Genomic DNA, 25,652 nt, shown 5'->3' with positions numbered 1-25,652 from the left:
TGCGGGGCACCGGCGCAGGTGGAGCCCGTCTGCGATCTGGTGGCATCACGACGCGAGATCGCCGCGCTGCGCCCAATACGCCTCGCGAAGAGCGTAAGTGGTCTCCATGTACTGGATGGCCTCGGCGGGCTTAGGGGGAGGAGTGGATTCGCCCTTCAAGTAGGCGACGGCGGCCGGGACGATTTCGGGACCGACGTAACCCCAGCCCATCTGGACCCAGGGCGTGGGGAGGATGGGGGCCGAGCCGCCAAGGAAAACGCCATCGCCGGGATCTGAGTAGTTGGTAATTTTTTCTTGCCAATCTGAAGCGCGCCAATATTTCGCGGACACGTTGAGTGCATTTCGAATTTCGGCGGCGGACAAACTTCGGTCCGGAGTGGCCCTCCGAAGCTCAAGGAGAATTGCGGCCGCAGTTCCGGCCGCGTAGGGTGCAGAAAGGGATGTGCCGGAATTCCAATTCCAGCCGGCTCTAGAGTGTGGATCGATAACCCACATGACGTAGTCGGAAACGTAGTCCATCTGTTTTCCTGTATCGGGGCGGTCACCATGAGACGCGTTGTGGAAGGCACCAACGGCGATTGCCTCCGGCGGTCCCTGTGCCCCAGAGGTGATTACGGTCGAAGGCTCGTTTCCAGATGCCGTGAAGAAGAGTTTTCCCTTGGCGCCTACGTTCTTGATTCCCGACAGCATTTCGGCGTCCCAAGGCGTGGGGGGATTTCCTCGAACACCGAATGAATACGAAACGAAGTCAATCCAGGTTTGGTTTGCAATCCAATCGAGGGCTCTGGCGGTATTCCGTGTGACCTCCTGCTGGTTCTCATAGTAGGCGTTCGGAATCTTGATCGCGACCACGATGGCACCGGCCGACGCGATTATTGAGGCCATGACGGTTCCGTGTCCATCCTCGTCGAGTACCGGTACCTGTTCTGACGCGGAAACAGAGGAATGTGGGAACGGCGGATTGAATGTTGACGGCATGGAGTAACCGAATACATTTGTCCCGTTGAAGTAATAGAGTGTCTCGTTCCGAAGGGTGGCCCATACTGCCTTGTCCGACTCCAGTCGATTCGTAAAAGTACCATCATCGCCGGGACCAATTTGGAGATCGACGGCGGGGACGGGCCCCCAAGTTTGTGCGGCGAGTCCCCTGACAGTGGCCGAACGTCCCGGGTCGTAACTCTGGGCAAAAATTTCGTGGTACGGCGCAACGCCGGTATCAAGTACGGCGATGACTACGGGTTTTAGATTCGACGCCGTCGTAGCTTCGGGGACCAGCTGTATTTCGACTGGGGCGTCTGTAGAAACGCAGCCGGCCATTAGGGGGCCCACGATGATTAGAGCCCAAAGGACCGCCCTCATCGCAACTCCTGCCCTTCCAACCGTATTTGGCATTTCCTGAACGAACTCTAGCCAGCCTGAAGCCCATTTAAGCTTTTCCCCGGTCGTGCCGGCCAAGATTGCCCGTTGCGGCGAAAGGTCTTTGTAGCCACGATGCCACCAAACCACGCCGGAAAAGCCGGGGGAATATCATGTTGGGAGATCGTGGTTGGGTAATCGTAGTGAGCTTGGCAACGTTGATGGCCATATTTTCGCCCGCAGCGGCAAGTCCGCCGGAACCGGGGGATGGTACGGTCCACAACGACTGTGGAGGAAACAAGGCGGGACGTCTCGATCTTAATGAGTGTCGCATTGCGGTCGGTAACTGCACCACCGGCGGTGGCGGATGCAAACCGGAAGGAATCCCTTACTGGTCGCCACGGTAGGTGCTCATCATGCGCGTCTCCCTGTTGGCAGGCATTCTTCTCCTATTGTTGGCGCCGACCACATTTGCCGATGTCGCGGTCGAAGGCGGCCCGCTTCGCGCTGACGCAACGGAGCCTGGATCGGCGCGATGTACACCCTTTCAAGTGGTTACGGCGTGTGTGTTCAAGTATTCCGACAACGGGACTGCCGGCCCAGGCGACGACGAGTTTGTGGTTTCGCGCGAGCCCAGGAGTGTTCGCCTAGAGGCGGCGGGGGCGGGCCTTCCACCCATTCAACAGGAAAACGATGTCGATTTCGAGTACATGGAGATTAGCCATTCGGTATTTGAGCACTATTCGTCTACGGACCACACGCGTCAACCTATTCTGGGCTTGGCGGGCGCCACCGCGGATGCGTCATACGAAGGCTTCTCTTTGGTGGTGCCGCCCGAAATTGCGGGGATTTCGATCCCTTGGCAGACGTCGTACGTTTATTCATGGGGGACCGAGCAGGATAGACTCGGATACGATTACGTGGCCATCGGTTATGGGTTGAATCCCGCGCCTTCGGACGAACAAGCATGGAATCCGGACCTTTATGGGGGTTTGGCATGCGACATGTTGCCACTGGAGATTCCTGATTGCCCGCACGACGCCTTCGTACCATTTGCCGAAGAGGGCCGAGGCGCGACCCCGAACGTCCTGTTTTCGTTAAATTACAGGCAGGTGAGAGTTTCTGTTTCGATGGAGGATTCTGGGGGCGCGGGCGCTCTCCCGCCAGTCGAATTGGGCATAGCCCCCATTGAGTTTCCGATTCGAGGCAGTGCTTTCCGGGTGGGCGCAAACGACTCACAGCTTCCAAGAACGTCGACGATGCGAATACCAATCTCAGACGATTCGCCCACATCCAATCACCGGACGGACCAAACAGAGATTGGGGCAGCCTCATCCGACAAAGGATTTCTAGGTGTCGAATTCGCCGCTTCAATTCTCCTTCTTGTTGGCCCCGCGCTGGCCCTCTGCCGTCGTCTCCACGAGCGTAAGATTCTTGACAACCCTATTCGTCAGCAGATGCTTGCGCTCATTAAGAAGAGTCCTGGCATCTCTGTTTCGGATACGGCTCGCCTGTTGGGTATTGATTTCAAGACGGCTCTTCATCACTCTCGGGTCCTTGCGGATTATCATCATATCGAGTTGGCGAAGAAGGGTCGGTTCCTTCGCCTCTTTGAGAACCACAATTCCTTCGGTGTCAATGAGAAGGGCTACATCCTTGCGTTCGACTCGGACGTTCGCCGTAAGATTGCGAAACTCGTCCTTCTTGAGCCTGGCATTTCCCAGGCAGAGATGCGCGGCCGCCTCGATTACGCGAAGAGCACGGTGAATTTCCACGTGTCGCGCTTAGCGTCGAGCGGGATCGTCCAAGCGCACCCGGAGCGGCCGACCGGTTACGTCGTGGCTCCGGAGATCCGTAACAAGGTCATCGATGCCTTGGTCACCGCCGCCGAGGCGCCCCGAGGAAGCTCGGCGGTCGGAAAGGCTTTGGAGTCGTCAGCGACCGGGGCCTGAACGACATCGCGCGCCACCCCTCCACCCTTCGCTGACCGGTCAGCCAAGGCACGTCTTGTCAGGGCCCATTTCCCCGGGGGAGTAGATGGGTCCTTTGGCGAAATTATATTAATTACTTCGAATGGAGCAGGGGGTTGGTGGGGTAGATGTTCGACAACCGAATGAAGGCCCTGATGGTGATTGGTATCATGATCGCAGTGGCCATGTTGCCGCTCAACCAGGGCGACGAGCCGCTGACACTCGCTTCGAATCCTAAGACCCCGCCTGCTTCCGGTTCGCAGTATTCCGATTTCCTCGGCATGGTCCCCCTCGCGCGCGGTGTGACCCTCGAGGACTGGGAGAACCAGAACCTCGTCGGCGACACGTGTCCCATGAGAACGGCTATCGCCGAGTATTATGCGGCGAACGACATCGTCGTCGAGACGAAGCACAAGGATAAGTTGCAGATGGACGCGTGCGCGCTTCCATTGCAACTCCAGATCCCGGTCGCCCAGATCATCTACGCCATCACCGAGGCCGGCGATGTCGAGAAGGCGCAGATGGGTGCTGTGGGCGCAGAGAACATCGCGGCAATCCGGAAAGCCTTGACCGGCAGCCTCGACAGCGACCACGCGTCACTCGCGTCAAAGGAACAACCGTTCCTGGAATTCATCGACCAGAGCGCCAGCGTCAAAGCGGCGTACTCACTTTTGTCGGCCATTGAACAGGCGAAGCCCCTGCTGGTTGAATACCAGAACCAGGAGTCGACAAGCGCCGGTAAGCTTGAAAACGGCAACGGGAACGACGACGCGCCGATCCATGGCGGGGATTCATCCGACCTGATAGACGACGCGTCCGGCATCATTCCGCACCAAATCGTCCCGACGGACGCCGTGCTATTCTCCGATCCCACTGGCCTTTTCATCATCGGAGGCTCAAGCGCCGCGAACTACGTGGGCGCTTGGAACCCGCAAGTGGACGTGCCGACGGTGAACCAGGACGTCGCAAGCGTTCTCACTATCGACCTCGGTGGCGACGACACGTACGGCGGCCGCGCCGGCGGCGGGAACGGCCTACCAGTACAGCTGGGCGGCGACGGTATCCCGGTCTCCGTCGTCATAGACTTAGGGGGCAACGACTACTACGATGGCTCGGAGAACTGCCAAGGAGCCGGCGACACAGCGATCGGCATCCTCATCGATTCATCGGGGAACGACCGTTACAACGCGGGGTCCCACTGCCAAGGATCCGGGCGATTGGCCGGTGTTGGCATATTCATCGACGAATTGGGCTCAGACTACCGGAGCGCTGGAACCGAATCACAGGGATCCGGCCTCTTCCGCGGCGTGGGGCTCCTCGTGGATCTCGACGGAAGCGACGAATACTGGGCCACGAGCGCCGCCCAAGGCTACGCGTGGGGCGGCTACGGCGTTAGCGACCAGCGGGCCGTGGGCATCGTCCTCGACTACACCGGCAACGACTACTACAATCTCAGCATTTGTTGCGGCCGCGGGTATACTGTCGGCAGCGCCGCCAGCGGGTGGTTCGTCGACAAGGGCGGTCTCGACCAGTACCTGACCCACGTCGCCGCGAACGGCCTTGCTTGGGACACAAGTGGCAACGCCTTGTTCGTGGACGAGGGTACGGAGCAGGACGTCTATTCGGCGACCGACTACATCTGCCCGTGCGGGAACAACAAGATTTGGACGCAAGGCGCCGGCGAAGGACGCGGCGTAGACGGCCCGTCAGTGACGTAGAAGTGTCATGCCAATCCCCCACGACTGCCCCGGGCGCCTTTACATGTCAGCCGCCCGGGGTGTTTTGGGGAGAAATGGCCAAGCGTCGCCGGACGTTCCCATAAATAGGTTTGGAGGAAAATAGTGCCCGTGGATCGAGACGCTACTCTTGTCGTTCTCGTCGTGTCAAGCCTAGTGATCGCCACGGTGGCGCTCCCTTTCGTTTCAGACAGTCTCTTTCCCCTTTCGCGCGACCGTGACGATTTTGTTGGAGACGACGGCCAGGCGCCACGGGCCTCGACGCCCGCAACAGGGCTTGCCCGCGCCGGAATCCCCGAACAGCCGGCGGAAGTGCTCCGGTCTCTTCCGGGTGAGCCGCTGGGCCCATTGCCGATGCCGCAGGATTTCAGTGGGCAACTCTGCCCGTTGGCGTTGGCGGCCGAGTCGCTGTATGCAAGCAATCAATTCAATCCTCCTGCGGAGTCATTGACGCAACTCCACGGCACAGCCTGCTCCTTGCCGTTGGAAATCCAGCGCCCAATCGCCAAGCTAGTGGCCGCGACCGCGCTTGCCACATCTCTTGAGCGTTCTGCGTGGAGCGCATTGACCACCGAAGATTGGAACGCGTTGGCCGAGTACGAGAAGCAAAGGGACGGACCGGATCCGCGCGCCCCGTCCAAACGCGCGCAATCAGCGCTAGCAAAGGTCGACATGCCGAGCTCAAGGATCGCCGCGGCGGTGATGCTCGAAGCGATCGCGGAGACTCGATCACAGTTCGTTTCCTATTCGTTGGCCAAGAGCCAGACGGAAGGGCTCTCGTCGATAACGCCAAACGGCGACGACGACACGGAGGACGACATCATCTTCTCCGACCCCACGGGCCTCATAATCGTCGGTGGGAGCGGGGCCACCACCTACGAGGGTCCGTACAACCCCAAGGTCGAGGTGCCGACCGTGAAATACGACCACACGGCAATCTTAATCGTCGATCTCGGCGGCAACGACACCTACAGCATGGCCGCCGGGGGAAGCATGGGTCTCCCCACGCAGCTCGGCGGCGATGGCATCATCGTATCGGCCGTTTTGGATATCGCCGGGGACGATACCTATTGGGGCACCGACTATTGCCAAGGCGGCGCCAGTGCGGCCATCGGCATCCTACACGATGAGCAAGGTAACGACACGTATTCTGGGATGTCGACCTGCCAGGGTGCGGGACGGCTTGCAGGGATCGGAATCGCCGTCGACATCGGGGGAGACGACAATCGTAGTTCAGGCGTCGAGTCTCAAGGCTCGGGCTTTTTCAGGGGTGTGGGCATCTTCCTGGATTACTCGGGAGATGACGGCAATTGGATTGTTTCGCAAGGTCAGGGTTACGCCTGGGGCGGTTTCGGCACGACGGGAGATCGGGCCATCGGCGTCTTCATCGACCAATCGGGAAGCGACACGCACAACGCCAGCATCTGTTGCGCGAGGGCGTACACCACGGGCGATCAAGCCTACGCAAGGTTCTCCGACCGTTCCGGTTTCGACAATTATTGGACCAAGGCCGCCTCGAATGGCTTCTCCCACGACGTGGGCGGAGACGCCGTTTTCCTTGACGAGGGCCCGGAAGCCGACTTCTACGATTTCGACCATAACGTCCCCGTCGGCCCTTGGGGCAATGACATCGAATGGGATCAGGGAGAATCCGGGCGCGGGGTGGGTCGCGATGGAACCGCCGCCTCCGGTACGGGAAGCCCGCCGGTTCGCGTTTGAAGGACGGGCGTCACCAAACCAGCGCGGCCTATATAGCCTTCGGCGCCCTTTCCGGAACGCCTAAATGTGGCCGCTCTTAGACTACTCAGACTCAGACCGCTGGAGAGGTGGAAGGGTCCGGTTGGTGGCATGAGCAAGAGATTGAGCGGAGACCAAGGGCAGGTCCAGGTCTTGGAGGCCGTGCTTGTCGGTATCTTGATCCTCGCCACGGTGCTCTTCGTATTGTCGTTCTCTTTGCCGTCGTCGCCGACGTCAAAGACGCGGGCCGAGCTCGAACTGCGGTCTAGCGATGCCCTGAACGTCGTCCACGAGCTCCCGGCCACTGACTGGAAGTACGGGGACAACACGCTCTCGAAGTACGTGGCGCAATCAATCCAAGGCGATTCGACGAACCTCACTAGCAAGCTCAATAACCTGCTTGGCGTCGGATCCATCTACAGCGTCTACATCGACAACGGGTACGAGCCGTTCGAGATATACAAGAAGCGGGACCCGCTGGGCGAAACCGTGACTGGGAGTCGCATCATCACGCCACAATGGTCGTACGACCTGGTGGTTCCCGATTTGAATTTCTACGACGGACTCGCCGAGATGGGCGTCTATTCCCTTCCTGTAAAAAGTTCGAAAGTCGAAGAGATGAGAGGCGAATTGTTGAATATCACGTTGGCGGGGGCCGGATTGCCGATGATCAAACAGCACGAAATCACGGCGGAAGGATCAACGTTGGCCCCCGTCCATTCATCGGAATTGTTGTTTACAAAGAATCAGAACCCACCGCATATTCCACAAGGTTTCAGGAAGATCTCGGTCACGGAGCTTTCGACGACCAGTTCAGTACCGATTACTTTTTTCATTCGCCTCCGCGAGACGCAAGATGGCACACTTCCGAACGGGAGCACACTTACCGTAATGCTTCCGCCCGATTGGGACGACGCGCTCCCAGACGACGTCACGAATAGTCAATACAACTGGGCGGCCGCCAAAGTAACGGGCAACAGCGACCTCGGATGGAACATCACGGCAAACCGAACCCTGCCATTGGTGAACGATACGCGTATTTTCAAATTTTCCACGGCAATCTACACGACCAAAGCGACCAAGCATTTCTACGAGTTCTCCGCCTTCCTGGGGAACGGCTCGTTGGGCCGCGCGCGTTTCATCGTCGAGATGCCGGCCGGCGTTGGCGCGGCATCACTTCGCCCGCTCGTCTCCACGGCCGTCCCGTACCCGCTAGGCGTCAACGCGCAAACGACCTTCACGGCCGGGTTCGCCAACGGCATCGCCGATGTGAACCTTGGTCGGTTCAGCGTGTCGTCGATCAACAATAGATCGCTCTTTGCCGGCGTCATCGGGTTGACGCCGTCCGCGAAGTTCGATCCGAATGTTGCCGTTCTCAACGCCAGCCGTGCCTTCGCCGCGACAGGCATCGACCGTGAGAACTTCTGGCTCATCGGTGGTGAGCGGGCGGGTTACGTGACGGCGGACATCACCCGTGTGAACGCCACGATGTTCCAATCGAACGCCACGTTCAGGCTGCCGGTGAACCTTTCGCACATGGCATACGCGCAGACGGAGAGCGATGGGTCGACGCTGCTATACGGCGGGAAACTGCTGTCGGGCTATTCGCCGTACGTCTATAATGTCCTCCCGCACAGTGGGGATTCGCCAGGCGAGGTGTTGAACCTCTCCGCCGATTTCACGACGTACGTCAACACGACGGCGTTGTCGAGCGATTTCGAATCGTCGCCGGGATGGACGTTCGCGTCGCAAAGCGACACCTACAGCGGCGCTCCGGGCGTCGACGGCGGCCTTGTGACGACACAAGCGCACGGCGGGTCGAAGAGTTACAAGATAAACCTGGCCGGGAACCAATCCAACGGTAACAGGACGTTCATCTACCGCAGCGTGACAGTCACACCGAACGTGCCCACGCTCGTGTCCGCTTGGATCTACGATGCCTACGACCCCGCGGGCGTCCTCAACAAGAAGTACCTGCGACAGTACCTCCAGATCGACGGCGACACCAAGGATCGACACGACCCTTGGAAAGGCAACGGGACCGCCGCGACCGGTTGGTTGCAGCTCTCCACCATGGTGGTCCCCACGGCGTCCACCATCAACGTGAGTGTCGGTGTTTCGACGATGAACGACTGGTTCGGCGCCACGCTCGACTATGACGCGATGACGACCACATACGTCGACGACGTGACCGTGGTCCAGCATTCATTGCCGCCGGCCCGGGCCGGCGCCAGCGCCGCGTTCGACGCGCGCGACCAGATCTTGTACGTCTTCGGCGGCTACAACGGCACCCAGTTCTTCAGCGACATAATGAAGATCGACCTCCCGAACCAGAAGATCACGCTCGCCGGGAGCCTTCCATCTGCGCGCGCCAACACGTCGGCGATGTGGGATCCAATAACGCGCCGGGCGTACACGTTCGGAGGGCACGACGGGACGAATTATCTCAACACTACCGTCATCTACGACGCGGACACCTCCATCGTCTCGGCGCCGGCCTCCGCGAACCTGCCATGGCCGATAGCCGGCGCGCTGCTCTTGAACGACGAGCAATTCCGCGAGGCATACCTGTTCGGCGGCCTGAACTCCGGTGGATACAACAGCTCAATCACGAAATTCCATTCTGAGACGGAGCGATTCATGGTCGAGACCCAACGCGTCGTCGTCACGCCGACGGCTTTTGCGCAGGGCGGCTTCCCGGCGGGGAATTCCTCCGCCCGGATACTCGGCGGCATCACCACCGGCCCGACGGCGGTCCACACGGGAACGAAATTCACGACGTCGGGGTGGCACCTCTTCAATGCCACGCGAGTCTATTGGACGGGAGCAAGAAGCGTGACAAAGACCACCGCCGCGGAATTCATCTTCAACGTGACGGCCAATGGTTATGCAACGGGGTTGCAAAACGACTCGTACGCATTCACACCTGTCACGTTTGATAACAGTTACCAGACGACTCTCGATCGGTTCTCGGCCTCCCCGTCCGTGTACTACCGCGACATCCCGCCCGACAAGGTCAACAGCACCAGCGGCGCCTTGATGTCCACAGGGTACAAGGCCCGGGATTCGACCACAAAACTTGTGATAAACAACACTTTCAATGTGACGTCGTCCCTTCTACTTGGAAAGAAGGCGGTCGCCGGAAAGACCACGTACGATGCAAACGGCGTTTCCACGTCCACGCTTGTGGGGACACTCCGTAGCGCTCTTTACAACAGCACCATGGACGTCGAGCGTCGCTACTACACTCTCGGCGGCAACGTGAACATCACGGTCCGGGCGCAGTCGCTCGTCGATCAATTGTCAGGGCTCGGGGCCTTGAACATCATCGAGACGACCAGGATCTACGGTCCTGCCTCTCTTGATAGCGGTGTCCCGATCAAGACCTTGGTCGGCGCCTATGCTGAGGGCACCGTGAGCGCGTTGTCGAAGGTCAACATCATCAATTCCAACGGCGCGGGGGCAAACGACGTCGTGGTCGGCTCGAAGACGGGTGTCGTCTACGCAATAGATGGCGATGGCGCGCATCCGCAGTTGTGGCAGAAGGGCGTCGCTTCGCAAGTGACTGCGATGGCGTCCGGCCGTCTGAGTCTCACGAACTACGGCACCGTGGTCGGCACGTGCGATGGGGCGCTTTACGCGCTTGCCGGGTCATCAGGGGACACGGTGTGGAGCTACCGGTTCAATTACAGCGTGAACGCAATAGCGCTCCACGACAACGAAGGCGACGGCATCATCGATTACGTCTACGCGGGCGCAGGTGGCACGTGTCAGAACTCCACGGTGTACGATGGACAACTTGCGAAGTTCACGTCGGCGGGCACACTCCAGTGGGCAAAACAGTTGCTCATACCTATCGGAAGCATGGCCTTGGGCGCCGTCGGTAACCACACGGGGAGCGCCACCTGGGCCCGTTCGGGCGGCCTCGTCATCCAAGGACTCGACGGCACAGTTGCGGGTTTCACGTTCGAAGGCGAGGGGAAGTGGACTTACACCCCCACGGGGGTCCCGCGTAGGAACGTCACGTACGGCGGTACACCGGTGGCCTCCACGGCGGCGCTCGACGGGCCGAAGCCACCGATCGTCGTTCCGAAGGTCGTCCAAAGCGACTTGAACGGGGACGGGATCAGCGACTACTTGACCCTCGCTCCCACGAGCAAGGTCCGCGCGTACAACGGGATCTCCGCGGGGAACGTCTTTTCGGGAGTACTCTCGTCCGGGTTCGTCGCGACGACCGTCTATGATGCCGCTTTCATCGACGAGGACCGTGGCCTCATCGTCGGCGATAGCGGAGGGACGGGGATACTCGCGCCCGTCGTACGCGGGACGCCACCCAGCTCTTACATCATCATCAACGCGTCCAAGACCCTGCGCCTCACTTCCGTCACCTACCCGACGACGAGTTTCTTCGCCATCGCGGGCGTCGCAGGAGGCGTCACCGAAGAATCGTTCGGGACGGACCCGCTCGAACTCGGCGACGGGTTGGTCTGGGTCTGCGACAACCGCGGCATCGAGGACCCGCGGTGCATTGATGCATTGGCGAACACCATGGACGGATCCAACTTCACCCTGTTCCCGAAAACACCCATCCACGCGATCCAATTCGTGAACGCAACGACGGGCTATTGGGCCGGTCATAACGCCGTGTACAAGACCAACGACCGCGGCGTCACGTGGACGAACGTCACCCCGACGCCCCCGAGCGTCGCAGGTGGGTACAGTTTCATCAGCGTCCACTTCGTAAGCGACACCTTGGGCTTCGTCGTGGGCGAGGACGGGTACGTGTTCAAGACGACCGACGGCGCCACGACGTGGTCGAGCCTGCAGATCGAGGCCGAGTCGGGCAAACCCTTCGGGCTTACGCTGCGGTCCGTGACGTTCGCGAACGCAACGCACGGCTGGATCGGGGCCGGCGGCCTCGTCGAACCGACCGAGGCGTACTGCACGCAGGTGACGGGAAGCGCCCAGTTCTGCGCGAGGGTCAAGGCCAACTTGACCGGGAACAACAACACGGCCGTCGCCGACATCTATTATACGACGAACGGTGGGACATCGTGGTCGCGCGGCTGGGTCGAGGGATTGAACGAGGTCGTGAATTCGGTGAGTTTCTCGAACGGCACGCACGGGTGGGCCGTGGGCACGAACTCCAGGCTTTGGAGGACGGTCGATGGAGGCCTCAATTGGCATTCGGAGCCGTCCCCGGGGATCAATAATTGGACCGTGGTAGTGACACCGGGCGCAAACTACACCTACGTCTACGGGGGCCGCTCCAGCGACACGAGCTACCTTATGGGCCATTCCCTTGTGGCGAGTTCCGAAACGTTGCGATCAAAGAAGGTCGGCTCCTTTGCGGGGCTCGAAACCATCGCCAACGTGTTCATCGAGGTCCCAAAGGACGAATGGATCCCGTACTTCGTCCCAGCATCGGGGTCGACGACGGCGCCAATAACGCTCGAGGTGTCAAACGACGGCGGCGCAACGTGGGTGACCGTGACCGGTAACAACAGCGTCATCAAGACCATCACCTTCGGGACCCTTGGCAACGACCTCCGCTGGCGCATGACCCTGGCGACAAACGCCCTGGGGCTAAGCATCGCGCCCCGCGACTACTATCTCAACCTGAGCTACAACGGCACCCTTGGCTCGTCCGCCGTATATCGCGAGGATTTCTCATCGACGACCAATTACGACGTGTCGGTCTCGGGGGCCGAATGGAACACGACGTTGAAAAGCGCCCGCCTGCAGACCTACGGCGACCTATGGAGCTGGGACGTCCAGTCGATCTACGGAACTAACGCGACGCTGGTCTCGAACACGTCGTCCCAGGTGCACGACATAGATTCGAGCGTGGACTTCACGGGAGACGGCGTGAACGAGACGCTTTTTGACGTCGGTGCCGAGGTCTATGTCGTCGACGGCCGAAAGGGGACGAAGGCACAGGTGCTAGATGGGGCGCTTCTCGAGCCCGACGCGGTTCCTTACATCATCAGGTCCTTCGCCGATGGCGTGAATACACGCGTGCTCATCGTGGCGTTGAACGATTCTACGGATGCGACGCCGGGTTACCGCATCACCCTCTACCAGACGACGACTGTGGCTGGTCAACCGATCTTCGGGTGCGGGCTGACTTTTGCAGGAGCGCCGGCACAGATAAACGACGTCGTCATCGGTGAACTCGTCACGTCCAACGTCGGCTTGGAAGTGGCCGTGGCGCGCGAGGACGGTGCGGTCGCCGTGTACTCCGCCGACCCGTGCGGGGGAACGGGAGACCCCCTGTGGACCAAGACCCCGCAGGCGATCCCCGGCAACTACCGACACTCGTGGACTATCCCACAGAATTCGTTCTTCGGCGCATACCCTGTCATAACCGAGATCTCATGGACGCAGGTGGTGGGCGTCTCGATCGCCGGGTCCGCCCGTCTCGTCGATTATTTCGTAGTGACGCTTCCCGACGGGACCGTGGCAGAGAACCCTGCATACAACGTCAAACTCGTCGCCTGGTTCGAGGATTGGGGCTGACGAGGAAGGAGCGTGTCCCGCTGCGACGAGGGGCTCCCGTGGGCCTAGGTTATTAGCAAGGGCACGGTTCGCTCCCCAACAATGGAACGCGAACTCCTCGCCCCGAAGGTCATCGAGGCCGTCTCGAAGCTCCCGGCATCGACGCTTTGCGATCGATGCCTCGGTCGGCGCTTCGGCAAGGTAGAGCACGGGCTCTCGAACCCCGAGCGCGGGCGGGCGATCCGGGAGGACACGAGCGTCCCCTCAGGCCCTTCGGAGCCGGATTGCGGGAATTGCGAGGGCGTCTACTTGGCCGTCAGGGAGTTCGTCGACGCCGGAAAGCGGGCGTTGGCCGGTCTTGAGTTCAGGAATCTCCTTATCGGGACCAGGCTTTCCAACGCGTTCGCGGATCGCGAGGCGGCCCTTGACGCGATCACCCCGGAGGAGACGCGGGAGGCAGCCACGTCGGAGATGAACCGTGAGATCGGAAAACGCCTCTCGATCGAGTTAGGCAAGGACGTCGAGTTCAAGAAGCCCGACGTCACCGTCATAATCGATACGCGCTTCGCCCATGCGACGGCAGAGATCTCGCCCATCTTCGTCTACGCAAGGTACCGGAAACTCGTGCGAGGCATCCCCCAGACAAGATGGCCATGTTCCAATTGCAAGGGTACCGGATGCCTCGAATGCGCCTTCACTGGTCGCCAATACCCTACGAGCGTCCAAGACATCGTGGCGGGCCCCTTCGTCCGACTTTCACAGGCGACGGACAACGATTTCCACGGGATGGGCCGCGAAGACATCGACGCGCGTTGCCTTGGGCGGGGACGACCGTTCATCCTCGAACTGCGGTCCCCGCGCGTGAGATCCATCGACCTCGCGGCCGCCGCCTCCGAGGTGAACCGCTCTGGTTCCGTTGAGATCGAGGGTCTCCGGTTCGCAGCGCGCGCCGAAGTGGCCGCCGTCAAGGAATCGCGGGCCGTGAAGACCTATCGGGCCAAGGTACTCTTCGACAGCCCCCCGGATGGCGAAAGGTTCTTAAAGGTGGTCGCGGCATTACGCGGGCGCGCCATCGCCCAGCGCACGCCACAACGGGTCACGGCCCGGCGAAGCGACCTCGTGAGGTCGAGAACCGTTCTCGACATGAGCGTGGAGTCCCTCGCAGGACCAGAGGCCACCGTGGTCATCAAGGGCGACGCCGGCCTGTACATCAAGGAACTCGTGAGCGGCGACGACGGCAGGACACGCCCATCGCTCTCGGAGCTGATGGATTCCCAAGCCCGCGTCGTCGAACTCGATGTCGTGGACGTCGAAGACCAGGAAACGGTCAAGACGACGTGACGCCCGGGCGCGCGAGTCCTTGGCGCAAGGCAGGCGCATAGATACGATCACCGGTCGAGCGCGAAAGACGATCGACCAACCCCCCGAAAGGAGGATCCACCCATGGCAGAGAGATCGAAAGGACCAAGGAGCAAGACCCGCCACAAGTTCCAGAAGAAGCTACGCGAGCGGGGACGGCCCCCCGTGACCCATTCGCTTCGAAGCTTCGACGATGGCGATCACGTCGCAATCGTCGTGAACCCCAGCGTCCACAAGGGACAGCCCCATTCCCGCTTCCACGGCCAGACGGCCGTCGTCACCGGCCGGCGCGGCACCTCGTTCGTATTGAGGGTCAGGATGGGCGGCAAGTACAAGACGGTGGTCGCCCGCCCCGAGCATCTTCAGATACACAAGGCGTCCCAAGTCCAGAAGGTGCAGTGATGCAGGTCCAGTCGACGGAGGGCCGCCGCGTCCTGCAGGCCGAGGTGCGGGACATCCTGGAGAAGGAACAGGCCGACCGGAAGGAGGAGCTCTCCTACGAGCAGAAGCTCGCGTTGGAGCACGCGAAGATATTCGGGCGCCTCCCGACCGAGACCGCCGCTGAACTCCTCAAGGCCGTAAAGGCGTTGAACGTGGTCGGCGACGAAGTCGCTTTCAAGATCGTCGATACCCTCCCGACCCACCCAGATGACCTGCGCGGGCTCTTCCACAAGGAAAAGACCAACCTGTCGAAAGAGCAGCTAGATAAGATTATTGAATTGGTCCTCTCTTACAAGAAGTGAGGTCGGCCGTCTTGGAGGAGTACGCTTACATATTGGACCACTTGCCCCAAGGCAGGCCAGACGACCCACGTCGCGGCCGTGACGCCCTGGCGTACGGCCTCGGAGAGCAGAATTTCGCCCTTCTTGAGATAGTGCCAAAACCGAACGTCGTCCTCGTCGGGGGCGAGCGCGTCTACGTCGGCAAGGACCAACCCGAAAAAAGGGAGAAGATCGACCATGTCCGTGGCCGAGTCCGCTTCGAGGAGATGACCCATGCGGCGCAATCGGAGCTACGCTTCGCGATCGAGGCGATGGTGACGAAGAACGAGGAGCGTTTCATCCGCTTCTACAACGAGGCGCCTCCGATAACCACGAGGTTACACGTCCTGGAATTGCTCCCGGGCCTCGGCAAGAAACTGATGTGGGCCGTCTTGAACGAGCGCAAGAAGGGTGTTTTCAAGGGCTTCAAGGACATGGAGGAGCGCGTCAAGCAGCTCCACCAGCCCGCGAAGCTCCTGGCGCATAGGATCGAGTTGGAGATAACGGACCCCAACCAGAAGTACCATCTCTTCGTCCGGCCCCCCGAGCCCCGGGACGCCTTCGGGCCCCAACACGGCGGAAGGATGCACTAGGGCCCTTCCCACCGAGGTGAGAACGCTTCCCAAGGGGGATCACTCCGACACGAGGGTCTGGGACGTTGAGACGGGTGCGGGGCTTGTCGGGCGCAAACGGGTCTTGCGCCCACGACCGAAACCTCCATCTTCAAAGGCACCTTCGCCTCCCTCGTGGCCACCGAGACCAAGACCGCAGTGATCGCCGCACTCCTTGGAAACCTCGCGATCGCGCTCGTGAAACTCTTCGCCGCCATCATCGGCGGGAGTTCCGCGATGCTAGCCGAGGCCGCCCACTCCTTCAGCGACGTGGGAAACCAGGTGATGCTCTACATCGGGCTACGCCGCTCCCATCGACCGCCCACAGACGAGCACCCGTACGGGACGTCCAAGGCCGCTTACCTATGGTCGTTCCTGGTCGCCATAATCCTCTTTGGGGTGGCGGGTGCTTTCTCGCTTTTCGAAGGAGTCGAGAAGATCCAGCACCCGCACGTGGTGGACGACATCACGCTCTCGCTCGGCGTCCTCCTTGGCGCGTTCATCCTTGAGGCGTGGTCCCTTTCGGTGGCCTTGGGCCAGGCGAAGAAGGCGGCCCGTGCCCGCAACATCGTCGGCTTTCGCCAGTTCCTCGAAGAGAACCGGGACGCGACCCTTCTCACCGTGCTCGTTGAGGACTCGCTCGCCCTGGTCGGGCTCCCAATCGCCGCCGCGGCCCTTCTTCTCACCCATTATACGGGGAATCCGGTCTGGGACGGCGTCGGGAGCATCATCATCGGCCTCATGTTAATGACATTCGCGGTGTTTCTTGCCAAAGAAGTGGAGGCGCTCCTCGTGGGGCGTGGCCTCTCCAAGCGGGACTTGTCGACCGTGCGGAAAGTGGTGGACGGCGACGCGGCGGTGGAGGGTGTCTTGTCGGTCGAGAGCATGTACCTGGGAGCGGACACCGTGCTGTTGGGGCTCGAAGTGGACCTCGTCGATGGGATGCCCTCGCACGAGATCGAGGCGACGCTCGTGAGGCTAGAATCCGCTCTCAAGACCGCGCTGCCGGTCCTCAAGTACGTCTACGTGGAACCAAGAAAGCTGGGCAAAGGCCCCACAGGGTGATAAGGCCGGAAAACCGCAAGACCATTCGCCTTTCCAGGAAACTAAGCCTTCGCCAAAGCGTCTCGCACGACTTCCTCGGCCCTCTTCATCGCCAAGGGAAGCTTCGATGCATCGGGCCCGCCGCCCTGCGCGAGGTTCGGTTTTCCACCGCCTCCTCCTCCCATCGCCTTGCACGCCTCCCGCACGACGTCGCCAGAGTTCACTTTCAGGTCGTCTGAGCGGGCCACCACGATCTTCGCCCCGCCCTTCGTTGACCCAAGGATGACGATGGTCGACGTCCCCTTCGTCGCTTCGCTGGCGAGGAGCACAAGGTCGTCCATGTCCGACTCGTCGGTCCGGACGGCGAGGCGCACGTTTCCGACGGTTGTCGCGGTCGAAAGAAGCTCCTGCTTATGCACGACGGCCGCGTAAGGCTTGAGGGCCTCCACCTGTTTTCGCAGCTCCTTCCATTCGGTGAGGAACCTTTCAGCGGTCTTTGGCAATTGCTCGGGAAGCACGTCGAACACCTGGGCTGCTTCCTTGAGTATCGCGTCCTTCTCCTGGATGCGGCGTAAGGCTGCGAGCCCGGCCGAGAATTCGAGCCGGATTATCCCGTCCTGGATACGCTCGGCCTTGAGGATCTTGATGGGTCCCACCTCGGTCGTGGTCTTCACGTGCGTCCCGCCGCAGCACTCAACGTCGAAGTCGCCGATCTTGACGACGCGGACCTGCCTCGTGGGCGGTATCCCGCCTTGGTAGAGTTGGAAGCCGAACCGCTTCTCCGCCTCGTTGCGGTCGAGCCACAGTTTCTCCACCGGGTAACCTTCAAGGACGACGGTGTTCGCGAGCGCCTCGATCTCGCGAAGCTCCTCCTCACTGATGTTCCTGAAGTGCGTCACATCAAGGCGCGACCTCTCGGCGCCTTTTTGCACGCCGGCCTGCCAGACATGCGGCCCCAGGACCCTGCGCGTCGAGGCCAGGAGGATGTGGGTGGCGCTGTGGTGGCGCGTGTGGCTGGTGCGTCGCCCCCAATCCACCCGGCCGCGCACGACCTCGCCGCGCCGAACCTTTGCGTTCTTCGGCTCTATCGTGTGCACGACCACGCCGTCTCGGATCTGTACGTCCTTCACTTCCGCCATCGCGTCGGCCGTCGACAGGAATCCGTGGTCTGCCGGTTGGCCGCCTTTTTCGGCGAAGAACGCCGTGCCGTCGAGCACGACCTCGTCGTTTTTCACGCCAAGGACGATCGCTTCGAACTCGCGCGTGTCCTGGCTCTCGTAGTAGATGAGGCGTGTCTTCGGGAATTCCATCTTGGCCTTGACCGGTTTCGTGGCCGTCTCCCTGCTGTGTAGCGCCGCGACGCGTTGATAGAAGTCGTCCGGGACTTCGACTTTGACGCCTTTTTCACGCGCGACCGCGCTCACGATGTCGGGCGGAAGACCGTGCGTGTCGTAGAATTCGATGAGTTTCTCTTCGGTGAATCCCTTCTCCTTGAGCTTCCCCGCTTCGCGCTCCACGAGGCGCGATCCCTTCTCCATCGTCTCGCGGTAGCGCTCCGCCTCGAGCGTGCACATCTCCAGGATGGTCTCGCGGGCCTGCGACAGTTCCGGGAAGTCGCCGCTAAGAGAATCGAGCTGTTCGCCGATGAGTTCCGCGAGCGTCAGGTCGAGTCCCAACTCGTCCAGTAGGCGCAGTGTGCGACGTATGAGAAGCCGCGCCAGGTACCCTTCCTTGACGTTCGACGGCACTATGCCGTCGCCTAGCATGAAAGCGACGCACCTCGTGTGGTCGATCACGGCGAAGATGGATTCGAGCGGGCCCATGATGGAGGCGAGCTCCGCTGGCGTGGTCTTCACGCCGCGTTCGGCAAGCCTCGCCGTCACGGCCTCCCGCAGCGACGCCACCTTCGCGCCTGTGTTCACTTCCATGAGGCTAGCTAGCCTCGCCGTCTCCGAAAGGATCTTTGCGTGTCTTGGGTCCTCAAGGTCGTGCGAGAGGCCGGCCTTCTCGACGAGGCGTTTGACCATGTCCGGGTAGATGGCGTCGTAGATCGTCGGGCTCCCGGTCGTCGCCCACACGAGCCGTTCAAGGCCGTACCCCGTGTCCACGATCTTGAGGTCCATCTGCTTGTACCGCTCGCCGTAGAGCTCGATCGGGCCCGCCGGGTCCGCCTCAAGCGACATGAACACGAGGGTCGCGACCTCGAGACCCCCGACGAGCACCTCGAAGGCCGCCCCGGCGTTGCCGCCTCCTGCCCAAGGCTTCTCCTTGTAAGTCACCGAAGCGCCCGGGATGCCAAGCTCCTTCGTGAGGAATTCGTGGCAGTACTTCGTGCATTCCTCCTTGAAGTATGGTTGGCCGAACTCCTTGCTGTTGAACGCGTGGTGCGCCATCATCTCGAAGTTCGTGAGGTGGCGACCGCTTTTGCCGACGGAGTCGACGTCGTTCAAGCGGATGCACGGTTGACTGATGCATAGTGGGTTCGCGGGCGGCGGGACCTCACCGCTCGTCACATGCGGTTGGAAGTCAGCGATCGACGCTATGGTGAGGTATATGTCGTCGCGCCAACGCGCCACAACAGGAAACCGTTTCACGCGCGTGTGGCCATGCGCCTCGAAGAACCGGAGGAAGGTCTCTCGCATCTCGCGGAGGTCTAGGGGTTTCTTCGCCTCCGGGGCACCGATGAAGGTGTACTCGTTGCATGGTGGATCCCCGCATAGCGTCCGCTTCTGGTCTTGGCTCCAAAAGTAGGAATTGCATTGGGCGCACTTGCGGCGGGAGAAGCCGTTTTCCTTGAAATAGCGGAGGTCGTACTCTGCTTCGAGCATCGACGCGGCGACTACGGGGACCCGGTATTTAGGCTTAGCGGGCCCGGTTCTTGGGCCATGGAAGCCCCCTCGCCGCGGGCCCGTCTAGTCGTTGAAGAACACGTCCACGTAGGTCCGGCGGCCCGCCTCGACCCCCGCCGCGGCCAATAGCATGAATACCGCGACCGCGGCGATCGTCGCCCCGGGCGCGGGGCCCGGGCCGGCTAACCAAGCGGCCGATTCGCCGGCGAGGCGGAAGGGAAGAAGCGTCCCGATCGTGGTGAGGGCCCCGCCGACGCCGGCCAGTTCTTCGGCGGGCGCCACGCTTCCGGCGATCTCGCGTTGCGCGGCGGAATATATCGAGATGACCGTCCCGGATGCGGCCAGCGTCGTGGCAAGGCCCAGCACGCTGATGAGAGGGACCAGTAGCGTCGGCCCATGGCGGGCACTCTTACGCCAGGAGTAGAGGACGTTCGAAAGCGCGAATGCTTCGAATACTATGAGGCCGACCGCCCCCACAAGGGCCAAAAAAGGCCCGAAGAGCACGGGAAGGAGCGACTCGCCCGGGATCGTCGCAATAACGTTCGGGAGTGCGAGGAGCGTGACGACGAGCAACAGGACACCCACGGAGAAGGTGATGCTCAACGATTTCGCGAAGTGGAGCCAATTCACGCCGACGGGGTAGGAGGCGAGGATCTTCACGGTTCCTCGCGTCACCTCGCGTCCGTAGAGCCTGCTTGTGAGGGTGACGAGACCTATGAAGGCCACGACGGCGCCGAAGGACAATTGCCCAGTCACCGACGATCTCACGCGTTCCGGCGCGGCGCGCGGCACCTTAGAGGAGTAGAAAACATCGAGCGTCTCCGTGTCCAGTTGGTCGACCTTTGCCCCGTCCTCGTCAAGCGTCAGGAGTCGGATGGCGTACAGCTGGTCTCCGAAGCGTTCGCCGCCGATCGACACCAGGTCCAGGCCGATCGACAGCCCGTCGTCGCCGGCACTTGCCGTCGATGGAATGGCGGTATGGGTCGGCGTCGATGGGAGTTCGTTGGATCGGGGGGCGATGGTGCGGATCGCGAGGCCGGCCTTCGATGTCCAGCCCGTACCGTTGGAGCTGGCATTCACCACGACAAGGTGCGGCGTCGCGACGGTCCCGCCGTCGCCTATTGTGGAAAGGAACCCTACGAAGAACGAACCGTCCGTGGGACGGGCCCTCGTCTCGACGACGAGCGTCAAGGAGTCCCCCGCGCCCGCGACGACTCTCGCGCCGAGGATGTCGTGCGAAGCGTCCCGTACGTCGCCTCCCGGTTCGCCTATCGGGCGCGCCTCTTCCCGCCCAGCGAGGAACACGGCCGCGAGGACCAAGGACAAAGCAAGGGCAGGTACGAGGATCCATTTCACGTCCCGCAGGTCCTTCGACACGATTCCGAGGACAAATGAGAAACGGTGACTAGGCGCCGCGACCACCCTCCGGATCGTTTCGAGGGTTCGGCCCGCGCTCGGCCGAGGCGCCGCGGCTGTCGGCGAGTTTGAAGAACACGTCTTCCATCGTGCCCGCCCCTCGTAGCTCCAGGACCCCGACGCCGCCTTCGACAAGGACCCGTACGACGCCGGCGGCAGACTCCCGCCTGTCGAACACGACGCGCAAGGCCGAATCGTCGTCCTGGACGTCGCGCACCGAAGGAAGGTCCTCGATCAGCCTTCGCGCTTTCTTGCGGTCCGTGACATCGAGGCGGAAGACCGGGAGAAGGAACTTCTCCCGAAGATCCTTCGCTCCCCCCACCGCGAGGATGCGCCCGCTCACGATGAACGCGAACCGGTCCACGAAGCCTTCGCTCTCGACCAGGTTGTGGGACGTGAAGATTATCCCATGGCCGTCCTTGAGCAGCGTCCGTAGGTGCTCTCGGATCCTTCTACGCATCTCCACGTCGACGCCGTTGAACGGCTCGTCAAGCACCAAGAGCTTCCTGTCAGGTATGAGAACGCGCGCTATCTCCATGCGTTGCCGTTCGCCGAGGCTCATGTGGACAAGCCTCTTGTCCATGAGTTTCGCGACGTCAATGAGCCGGCACACTTCATCGACGCGTTGCCTTGAACGCGCGCTCGAAAGGCCAGATACGCGGGCAAAGGTGCGTAGGTAATCGCGCGCGGTGAGCCCCTCGTAGACAAGGGGCGCCTCGAGGAGGATCGACATCTGGCCTCGCACGTCGTTCGGCCGCGCCACGGCATCGACGCCGCAGACCCAGATCTTCCCCTCGTCCGGTCGCGTCATGCCGGAGACGAGTCGGAGACTCGTGCTCTTGCCGGCCCCGTTGGGGCCGAAGAGACCGAAGACCTCCCCGGCGTTCACCTCGAACGAAACGCCGTCCACGGCGCGCCTTGCCTCGCCGTCCTTCTCGCTCGGGCGGTGAGGGTCGGGAGCCTCTGCGGCGCCCGTCGCATTGGAGCGCGCGCGGCTCCGCGTCGCCTGCCTGGCTCCAGGGTAGGATTTCACGAGTCCCCGGGCTTGAAGAAGCACGGGTCCCGAGACGCCCGAGCACCCGGAAAACGTTTGCTATTTTCCAGGTCACAAGTGGGACTGCAACGCGGCAAGACTAGCCCCGGTGTCGGCCTTGAAGCCCTGCTTGTCGAGGGCGGCCCCGATGACCGTGAGAGCCCCTGCGATGTCCCGCAGTTCGACCGTCCCCATGTGTCCAAGGCGGAAGATCTTCCCCTTGAGCCGGTCCTGTCCCCCGCTTATTATGACGCCGCGTTCGCGCAAGTACCCTCGAAACGCCGAATCGTCGACGCCTTTCGGGTACTTGATCGCGGTGACGGTGTCCGATTCGTAGCCCGGTGTCGGGAACAGTTCCAGGCCCATCGCCTTCGCGGCCGCCCGGGTCGCTTCACCTATCCGGTGGACGCGGGAGAAACGCGCTTCCCGCGTCTCCTCCCTTATCATGCGTAACCCTTCAAGGGCGGCGAGGAACATGTGGGTGGCGGGCGTGAACGGGTACTGGCCGTCCTTTCGTTGCCTCTCGAGGTAGCTGCGAAGGTTGAGGTAGAGCGACCGTGGGTGGGGCATCCTCTCCTCGGCCCGCTTCGACACACTCACGAAGGCAAGGCCAGGTGGTGCGCCGATGCACTTCTGGCTTCCAGTGATCGCGATGTCGATCCCCCAGTCATCGACGGGCACTGGCAGGCCGCCGATGGATGAGACGCAATCGGCCACCACGAGCACGCGGTGCCGGTGGGCCATCGCCGCGATCTCCTTCAGGGGGTTCGCGACCCCGCAGGACGTCTCGTTGTGCGTCAGGAAAAGCGCCTTGGTGCCGGGCTTCGCCACCGCCGCTTCCACCGCGGCCAGGTCCGGCGGTTGGCCCCATTCGAAGTGGAGGATCTCGGGTCTCCCGTAGAGCGAGACGAGGTCGGCCATCCTGTTCCCGAACTTGCCGTTTTCGATGGCCACGACGCGATCGGTCGGATCGAGCAGGCTCGACGCCGCCGCCTCCATCCCGGCAGTGCCGGATCCCGAGAGGACGACCACATCGTTTTTCGTCTGGAACACGTACTTGAGCAACTCGATGAGTTCCTTGTTCACTGCCGCGAACTCGGGGCCCCGGTGCGAGAAAGTAGGCGCGGTCATCGCCCCAAGGACGCGCGTGTGCATCTTCACGGGGCCGGCGAGAAGGAAGACATTGTCCTTGGGGTCGAATGGCACGGGTCTCGTCCTCGTGATTCCTTCGCTCCTATTTGGCGGTTGCCAATGTAAAGGCTGAAATCTTATCTTCATGTGGACGATGTGCGTTGCGTGAAAGTCGAGGAGCGGGTGCTCGCTACGACGAGTCTTTTCCACCTCGTCAACGACGGAGGCGGCGCGGTCGTGCCCGCCCTCATGCCGTTGATCCGCCTCGCCTTCGACCTCTCATACACCGAGATCGGTCTCTTGACCGCCGCCGGGCTCGTGCTCACGGTCGGCCTACAAGTGTACTTCGGCAAGCTCGGCGACCGTCGCTCGGCCCGCGGCCCCCTTGCCATGGGCATCATCCTCCTTGGGGCGGGAAGCCTCCTCGTCGCCATTTCCAACACGTTCTGGGCGCTTTTCGTTGCCCTCATGATCATCCGCATCGGATCATCGACTTACCACCCGTTGGGGGTCGCCTGGCTCTCGCGCACGTATGAAGGCGGGGGCCGCGAAAAGGCGATCGGGATAAACAGCAGCGCGGGAAACGTGGGCCACGTGTTCGCGATCACGGCGGCCGGGATCGTCGGCGCGGTCTACGGTTGGAACGCGCCTTTCATACTTTCGGGGACGATGATCATCTCGGCAGGTGTGTTGGGCCTCCTTCTCACGGCGCCGGTCAAGGAGACGTTTCCGGCTCGCACCGACCCGGCCCGGCGCGCACGCGACGAGGCGCGCCGCTTCGGGTCCGACCTCTTTCTCTTCGCAGTGGGGGGTGCCGCGTTCAACGTGGCCTCCAATTTCGGTCCGCTGCTCTTCGTCGACCGTTACGGCGTGGCTCCGAGGGACGCAGCGTTGCTCCTGGCGGCCGCCGTCGGTACGGGCGTCATCGGAGCGTACTTCTACGGTGAGTTCAGCAGCCGCGTCGGGCGCAGGAACGGCCTCATCATCTCGTACGCGGGGATGAGCGCGGCGTTCACGGCCATGTTCCTCAACACGTCCGCGGCGCTCCTCCTGCCGATCATGGTCTTTCTAGGCATGTTCCTCTTCGTGACCTACCCGGCCGTGTTCTCGCATGTCGCAGAGACCACGGCAGCCGCGGATCGTGGAACGGCGTATGGTGTCGTTTTCGCGCTGCAGCTTGGCGGCGGGGCCTTGATGGCGAGCATCGCGGGCGCAATAGCGGACGCTTACGGGATCGAGTGGCCCTTCCTGGTCGTGGCCGGGTTGTCACTCGTGTCGCTTGCGATGTTCGTGGCCTCGCCAAGGAAAGGAACAGGGATGGCGGGGGGGAAATAGGGGAAGGAATTGGAGGGGCCCCTTAGGGGCCCCAACCCAGTAGTCTAACTGGGGACCCCCGACCGGAAGGTGGGGGGCCTAGCAGCCAGTGTCCAATCAGCCGGGACAAAGCATAAGTCTTTCTCATCGCCAAATGGGGTCGGGCGCCGAGACTACGGCGCCACGCCCGGGTAGTCTAAGCTGGTAGGACGCTGGCCTGAAAAGCCAGTGGCGTAGCAGCCATGCGGGTTCGAATCCCGCCCCGGGCGCACACCTCTAGGCGTGCGCTGCATACGACTCCCCCAAGGGCGCCGATACTTTCGTCGGCGGGAGGGGGTGCAAGCTTACATATACCTCCATTTATCCATATACCCATGATGCCCAGCCTGAGGCCGCCCAAGCCCAAATTCGCCAAGACGGGCGCCAACCCGACGCTTGCGACGATTGAGCTCGTCCGGGCCATACTGCAAGAAGCCGAGGAGCCCATCAGTCGAAATGCGATTCTCGAACAGCTTGCGAGGTGGCGGCACTCGACCACGCGCCAGAGCTTGAACGCGATTCTCCGGTTTCTTGCGGAGGACGGCTCCGTTCTCGAAGGAAGCAAGGGGATTATTTGGGTCCCTGAGGCGTCGCCCGAACTCGCGGAAGCAATCCGAAACGGCCGCAAACTTTGACCGGCGTGCGTTCCCAGGACGTTTTCCTCACGGAGGAAGCCTTCGAAGGCCTTTCGCAGCTGGAGCGCGAGCATTCCAAGCGAGCCAAATCAATAGTTCGGCGCGTCAATGCGATAAAAAAGGCATTGCTCGCGGACGCGCTCCACGGCGAAGTCGTGCGAAG

Annotated in this window: 16 protein-coding genes and 1 tRNA gene; 12 read left to right on the top strand and 5 right to left on the bottom strand. The window is 61.8% G+C overall.

Annotation, left to right across the window (positions count from 1 at the left end; all coding sequences use genetic code 11):
- Positions 1 to 45: 45 nt before the first annotated feature.
- On the bottom strand, positions 46 to 1,455 hold the full coding sequence (locus HY556_08055) for a S8 family serine peptidase (GenBank protein ID MBI4393730.1): 1,410 nt from the start codon (positions 1,453 to 1,455) through the stop codon (positions 46 to 48).
- A 1,358-nt stretch (positions 1,456 to 2,813) separates the two neighbouring features.
- On the opposite strand from HY556_08055, the gene HY556_08050 reads away from it, so the two are divergent.
- The 9 genes from HY556_08050 to HY556_08010 all read left to right on the top strand — a co-directional run bounded on the left by HY556_08050 (position 2,814) and on the right by HY556_08010 (position 17,093).
- Positions 2,814 to 3,308, top strand: a complete 495-nt coding sequence (locus HY556_08050; GenBank protein MBI4393729.1) for a winged helix-turn-helix transcriptional regulator — start codon at positions 2,814 to 2,816, stop codon at positions 3,306 to 3,308.
- A gap of 146 nt (positions 3,309 to 3,454) precedes the next feature.
- On the top strand, positions 3,455 to 5,044 hold the full coding sequence (locus HY556_08045) for a hypothetical protein (GenBank protein ID MBI4393728.1): 1,590 nt from the start codon (positions 3,455 to 3,457) through the stop codon (positions 5,042 to 5,044).
- 129 nt (positions 5,045 to 5,173) lie between these two features.
- Positions 5,174 to 6,781: a hypothetical protein gene (locus HY556_08040; GenBank protein MBI4393727.1), complete on the top strand. Its 1,608-nt coding sequence runs from the start codon at positions 5,174 to 5,176 to the stop codon at positions 6,779 to 6,781.
- Positions 6,782 to 6,910: 129 nt separating this feature from the next.
- Positions 6,911 to 13,318 (top strand): hypothetical protein, encoded by a 6,408-nt coding sequence (locus HY556_08035; GenBank protein MBI4393726.1) that lies wholly within the window; start codon positions 6,911 to 6,913, stop codon positions 13,316 to 13,318.
- 81 nt (positions 13,319 to 13,399) lie between these two features.
- Positions 13,400 to 14,638, top strand: coding sequence for a tRNA pseudouridine(54/55) synthase Pus10 (locus HY556_08030; GenBank protein ID MBI4393725.1), 1,239 nt, complete (start codon positions 13,400 to 13,402; stop codon positions 14,636 to 14,638).
- Positions 14,639 to 14,740: 102 nt separating this feature from the next.
- A complete protein-coding gene (locus HY556_08025) occupies positions 14,741 to 15,058 on the top strand; it encodes a 50S ribosomal protein L21e (protein ID MBI4393724.1) in 318 nt (105 codons plus the stop codon).
- Positions 15,058 to 15,399: a hypothetical protein gene (locus HY556_08020; protein MBI4393723.1), complete on the top strand. Its 342-nt coding sequence runs from the start codon at positions 15,058 to 15,060 to the stop codon at positions 15,397 to 15,399. Before HY556_08025 ends, HY556_08020 begins: the two co-directional genes overlap by 1 nt.
- A gap of 11 nt (positions 15,400 to 15,410) precedes the next feature.
- On the top strand, positions 15,411 to 16,010 hold the full coding sequence (locus tag HY556_08015; GenBank protein MBI4393722.1) for a DUF655 domain-containing protein: 600 nt from the start codon (positions 15,411 to 15,413) through the stop codon (positions 16,008 to 16,010).
- A gap of 153 nt (positions 16,011 to 16,163) precedes the next feature.
- On the top strand, positions 16,164 to 17,093 hold the full coding sequence (locus HY556_08010; protein MBI4393721.1) for a cation transporter: 930 nt from the start codon (positions 16,164 to 16,166) through the stop codon (positions 17,091 to 17,093).
- Positions 17,094 to 17,134: 41 nt separating this feature from the next.
- Here HY556_08010 and alaS read toward each other — a convergent pair whose 3' ends face one another.
- The 4 genes from alaS to HY556_07990 form a co-directional block, all read right to left on the bottom strand.
- Complete coding sequence (gene alaS, locus HY556_08005) at positions 17,135 to 19,900, bottom strand: alanine--tRNA ligase (protein ID MBI4393720.1); 2,766 nt, start codon at positions 19,898 to 19,900, stop codon at positions 17,135 to 17,137.
- 84 nt (positions 19,901 to 19,984) lie between these two features.
- The gene (locus tag HY556_08000; GenBank protein ID MBI4393719.1) at positions 19,985 to 21,298 is read right to left on the bottom strand and encodes a hypothetical protein; all 1,314 of its coding nucleotides are present in this window, start codon (positions 21,296 to 21,298) and stop codon (positions 19,985 to 19,987) included.
- Between the two features lie 28 nt (positions 21,299 to 21,326).
- The gene (locus HY556_07995) at positions 21,327 to 22,394 is read right to left on the bottom strand and encodes an ABC transporter ATP-binding protein (GenBank protein MBI4393718.1); all 1,068 of its coding nucleotides are present in this window, start codon (positions 22,392 to 22,394) and stop codon (positions 21,327 to 21,329) included.
- 48 nt (positions 22,395 to 22,442) lie between these two features.
- Positions 22,443 to 23,576, bottom strand: a complete 1,134-nt coding sequence (locus tag HY556_07990; GenBank protein ID MBI4393717.1) for an alanine--glyoxylate aminotransferase family protein — start codon at positions 23,574 to 23,576, stop codon at positions 22,443 to 22,445.
- Positions 23,577 to 23,666: 90 nt separating this feature from the next.
- Here HY556_07990 and HY556_07985 point away from each other — a divergent pair, with 90 nt between their 5' ends.
- The 3 genes from HY556_07985 to HY556_07975 all read left to right on the top strand — a co-directional run bounded on the left by HY556_07985 (position 23,667) and on the right by HY556_07975 (position 25,489).
- On the top strand, positions 23,667 to 24,836 hold the full coding sequence (locus HY556_07985) for an MFS transporter (GenBank protein MBI4393716.1): 1,170 nt from the start codon (positions 23,667 to 23,669) through the stop codon (positions 24,834 to 24,836).
- A 164-nt stretch (positions 24,837 to 25,000) separates the two neighbouring features.
- Positions 25,001 to 25,084, top strand: a tRNA-Phe gene (locus HY556_07980).
- A 105-nt stretch (positions 25,085 to 25,189) separates the two neighbouring features.
- Entirely contained in the window at positions 25,190 to 25,489 is a 300-nt protein-coding gene (locus HY556_07975) for a hypothetical protein (protein MBI4393715.1), read from the top strand.
- Positions 25,490 to 25,652: the final 163 nt, after the last annotated feature.

This window comes from Euryarchaeota archaeon, from assembly GCA_016207515.1.
GTDB lineage: Archaea > Thermoplasmatota > SW-10-69-26 > JACQPN01 > JACQPN01 > JACQPN01.
Note: the sequence above shows the minus strand (reverse complement) of the source record. Positions and strands in the feature narration are given on the sequence as shown.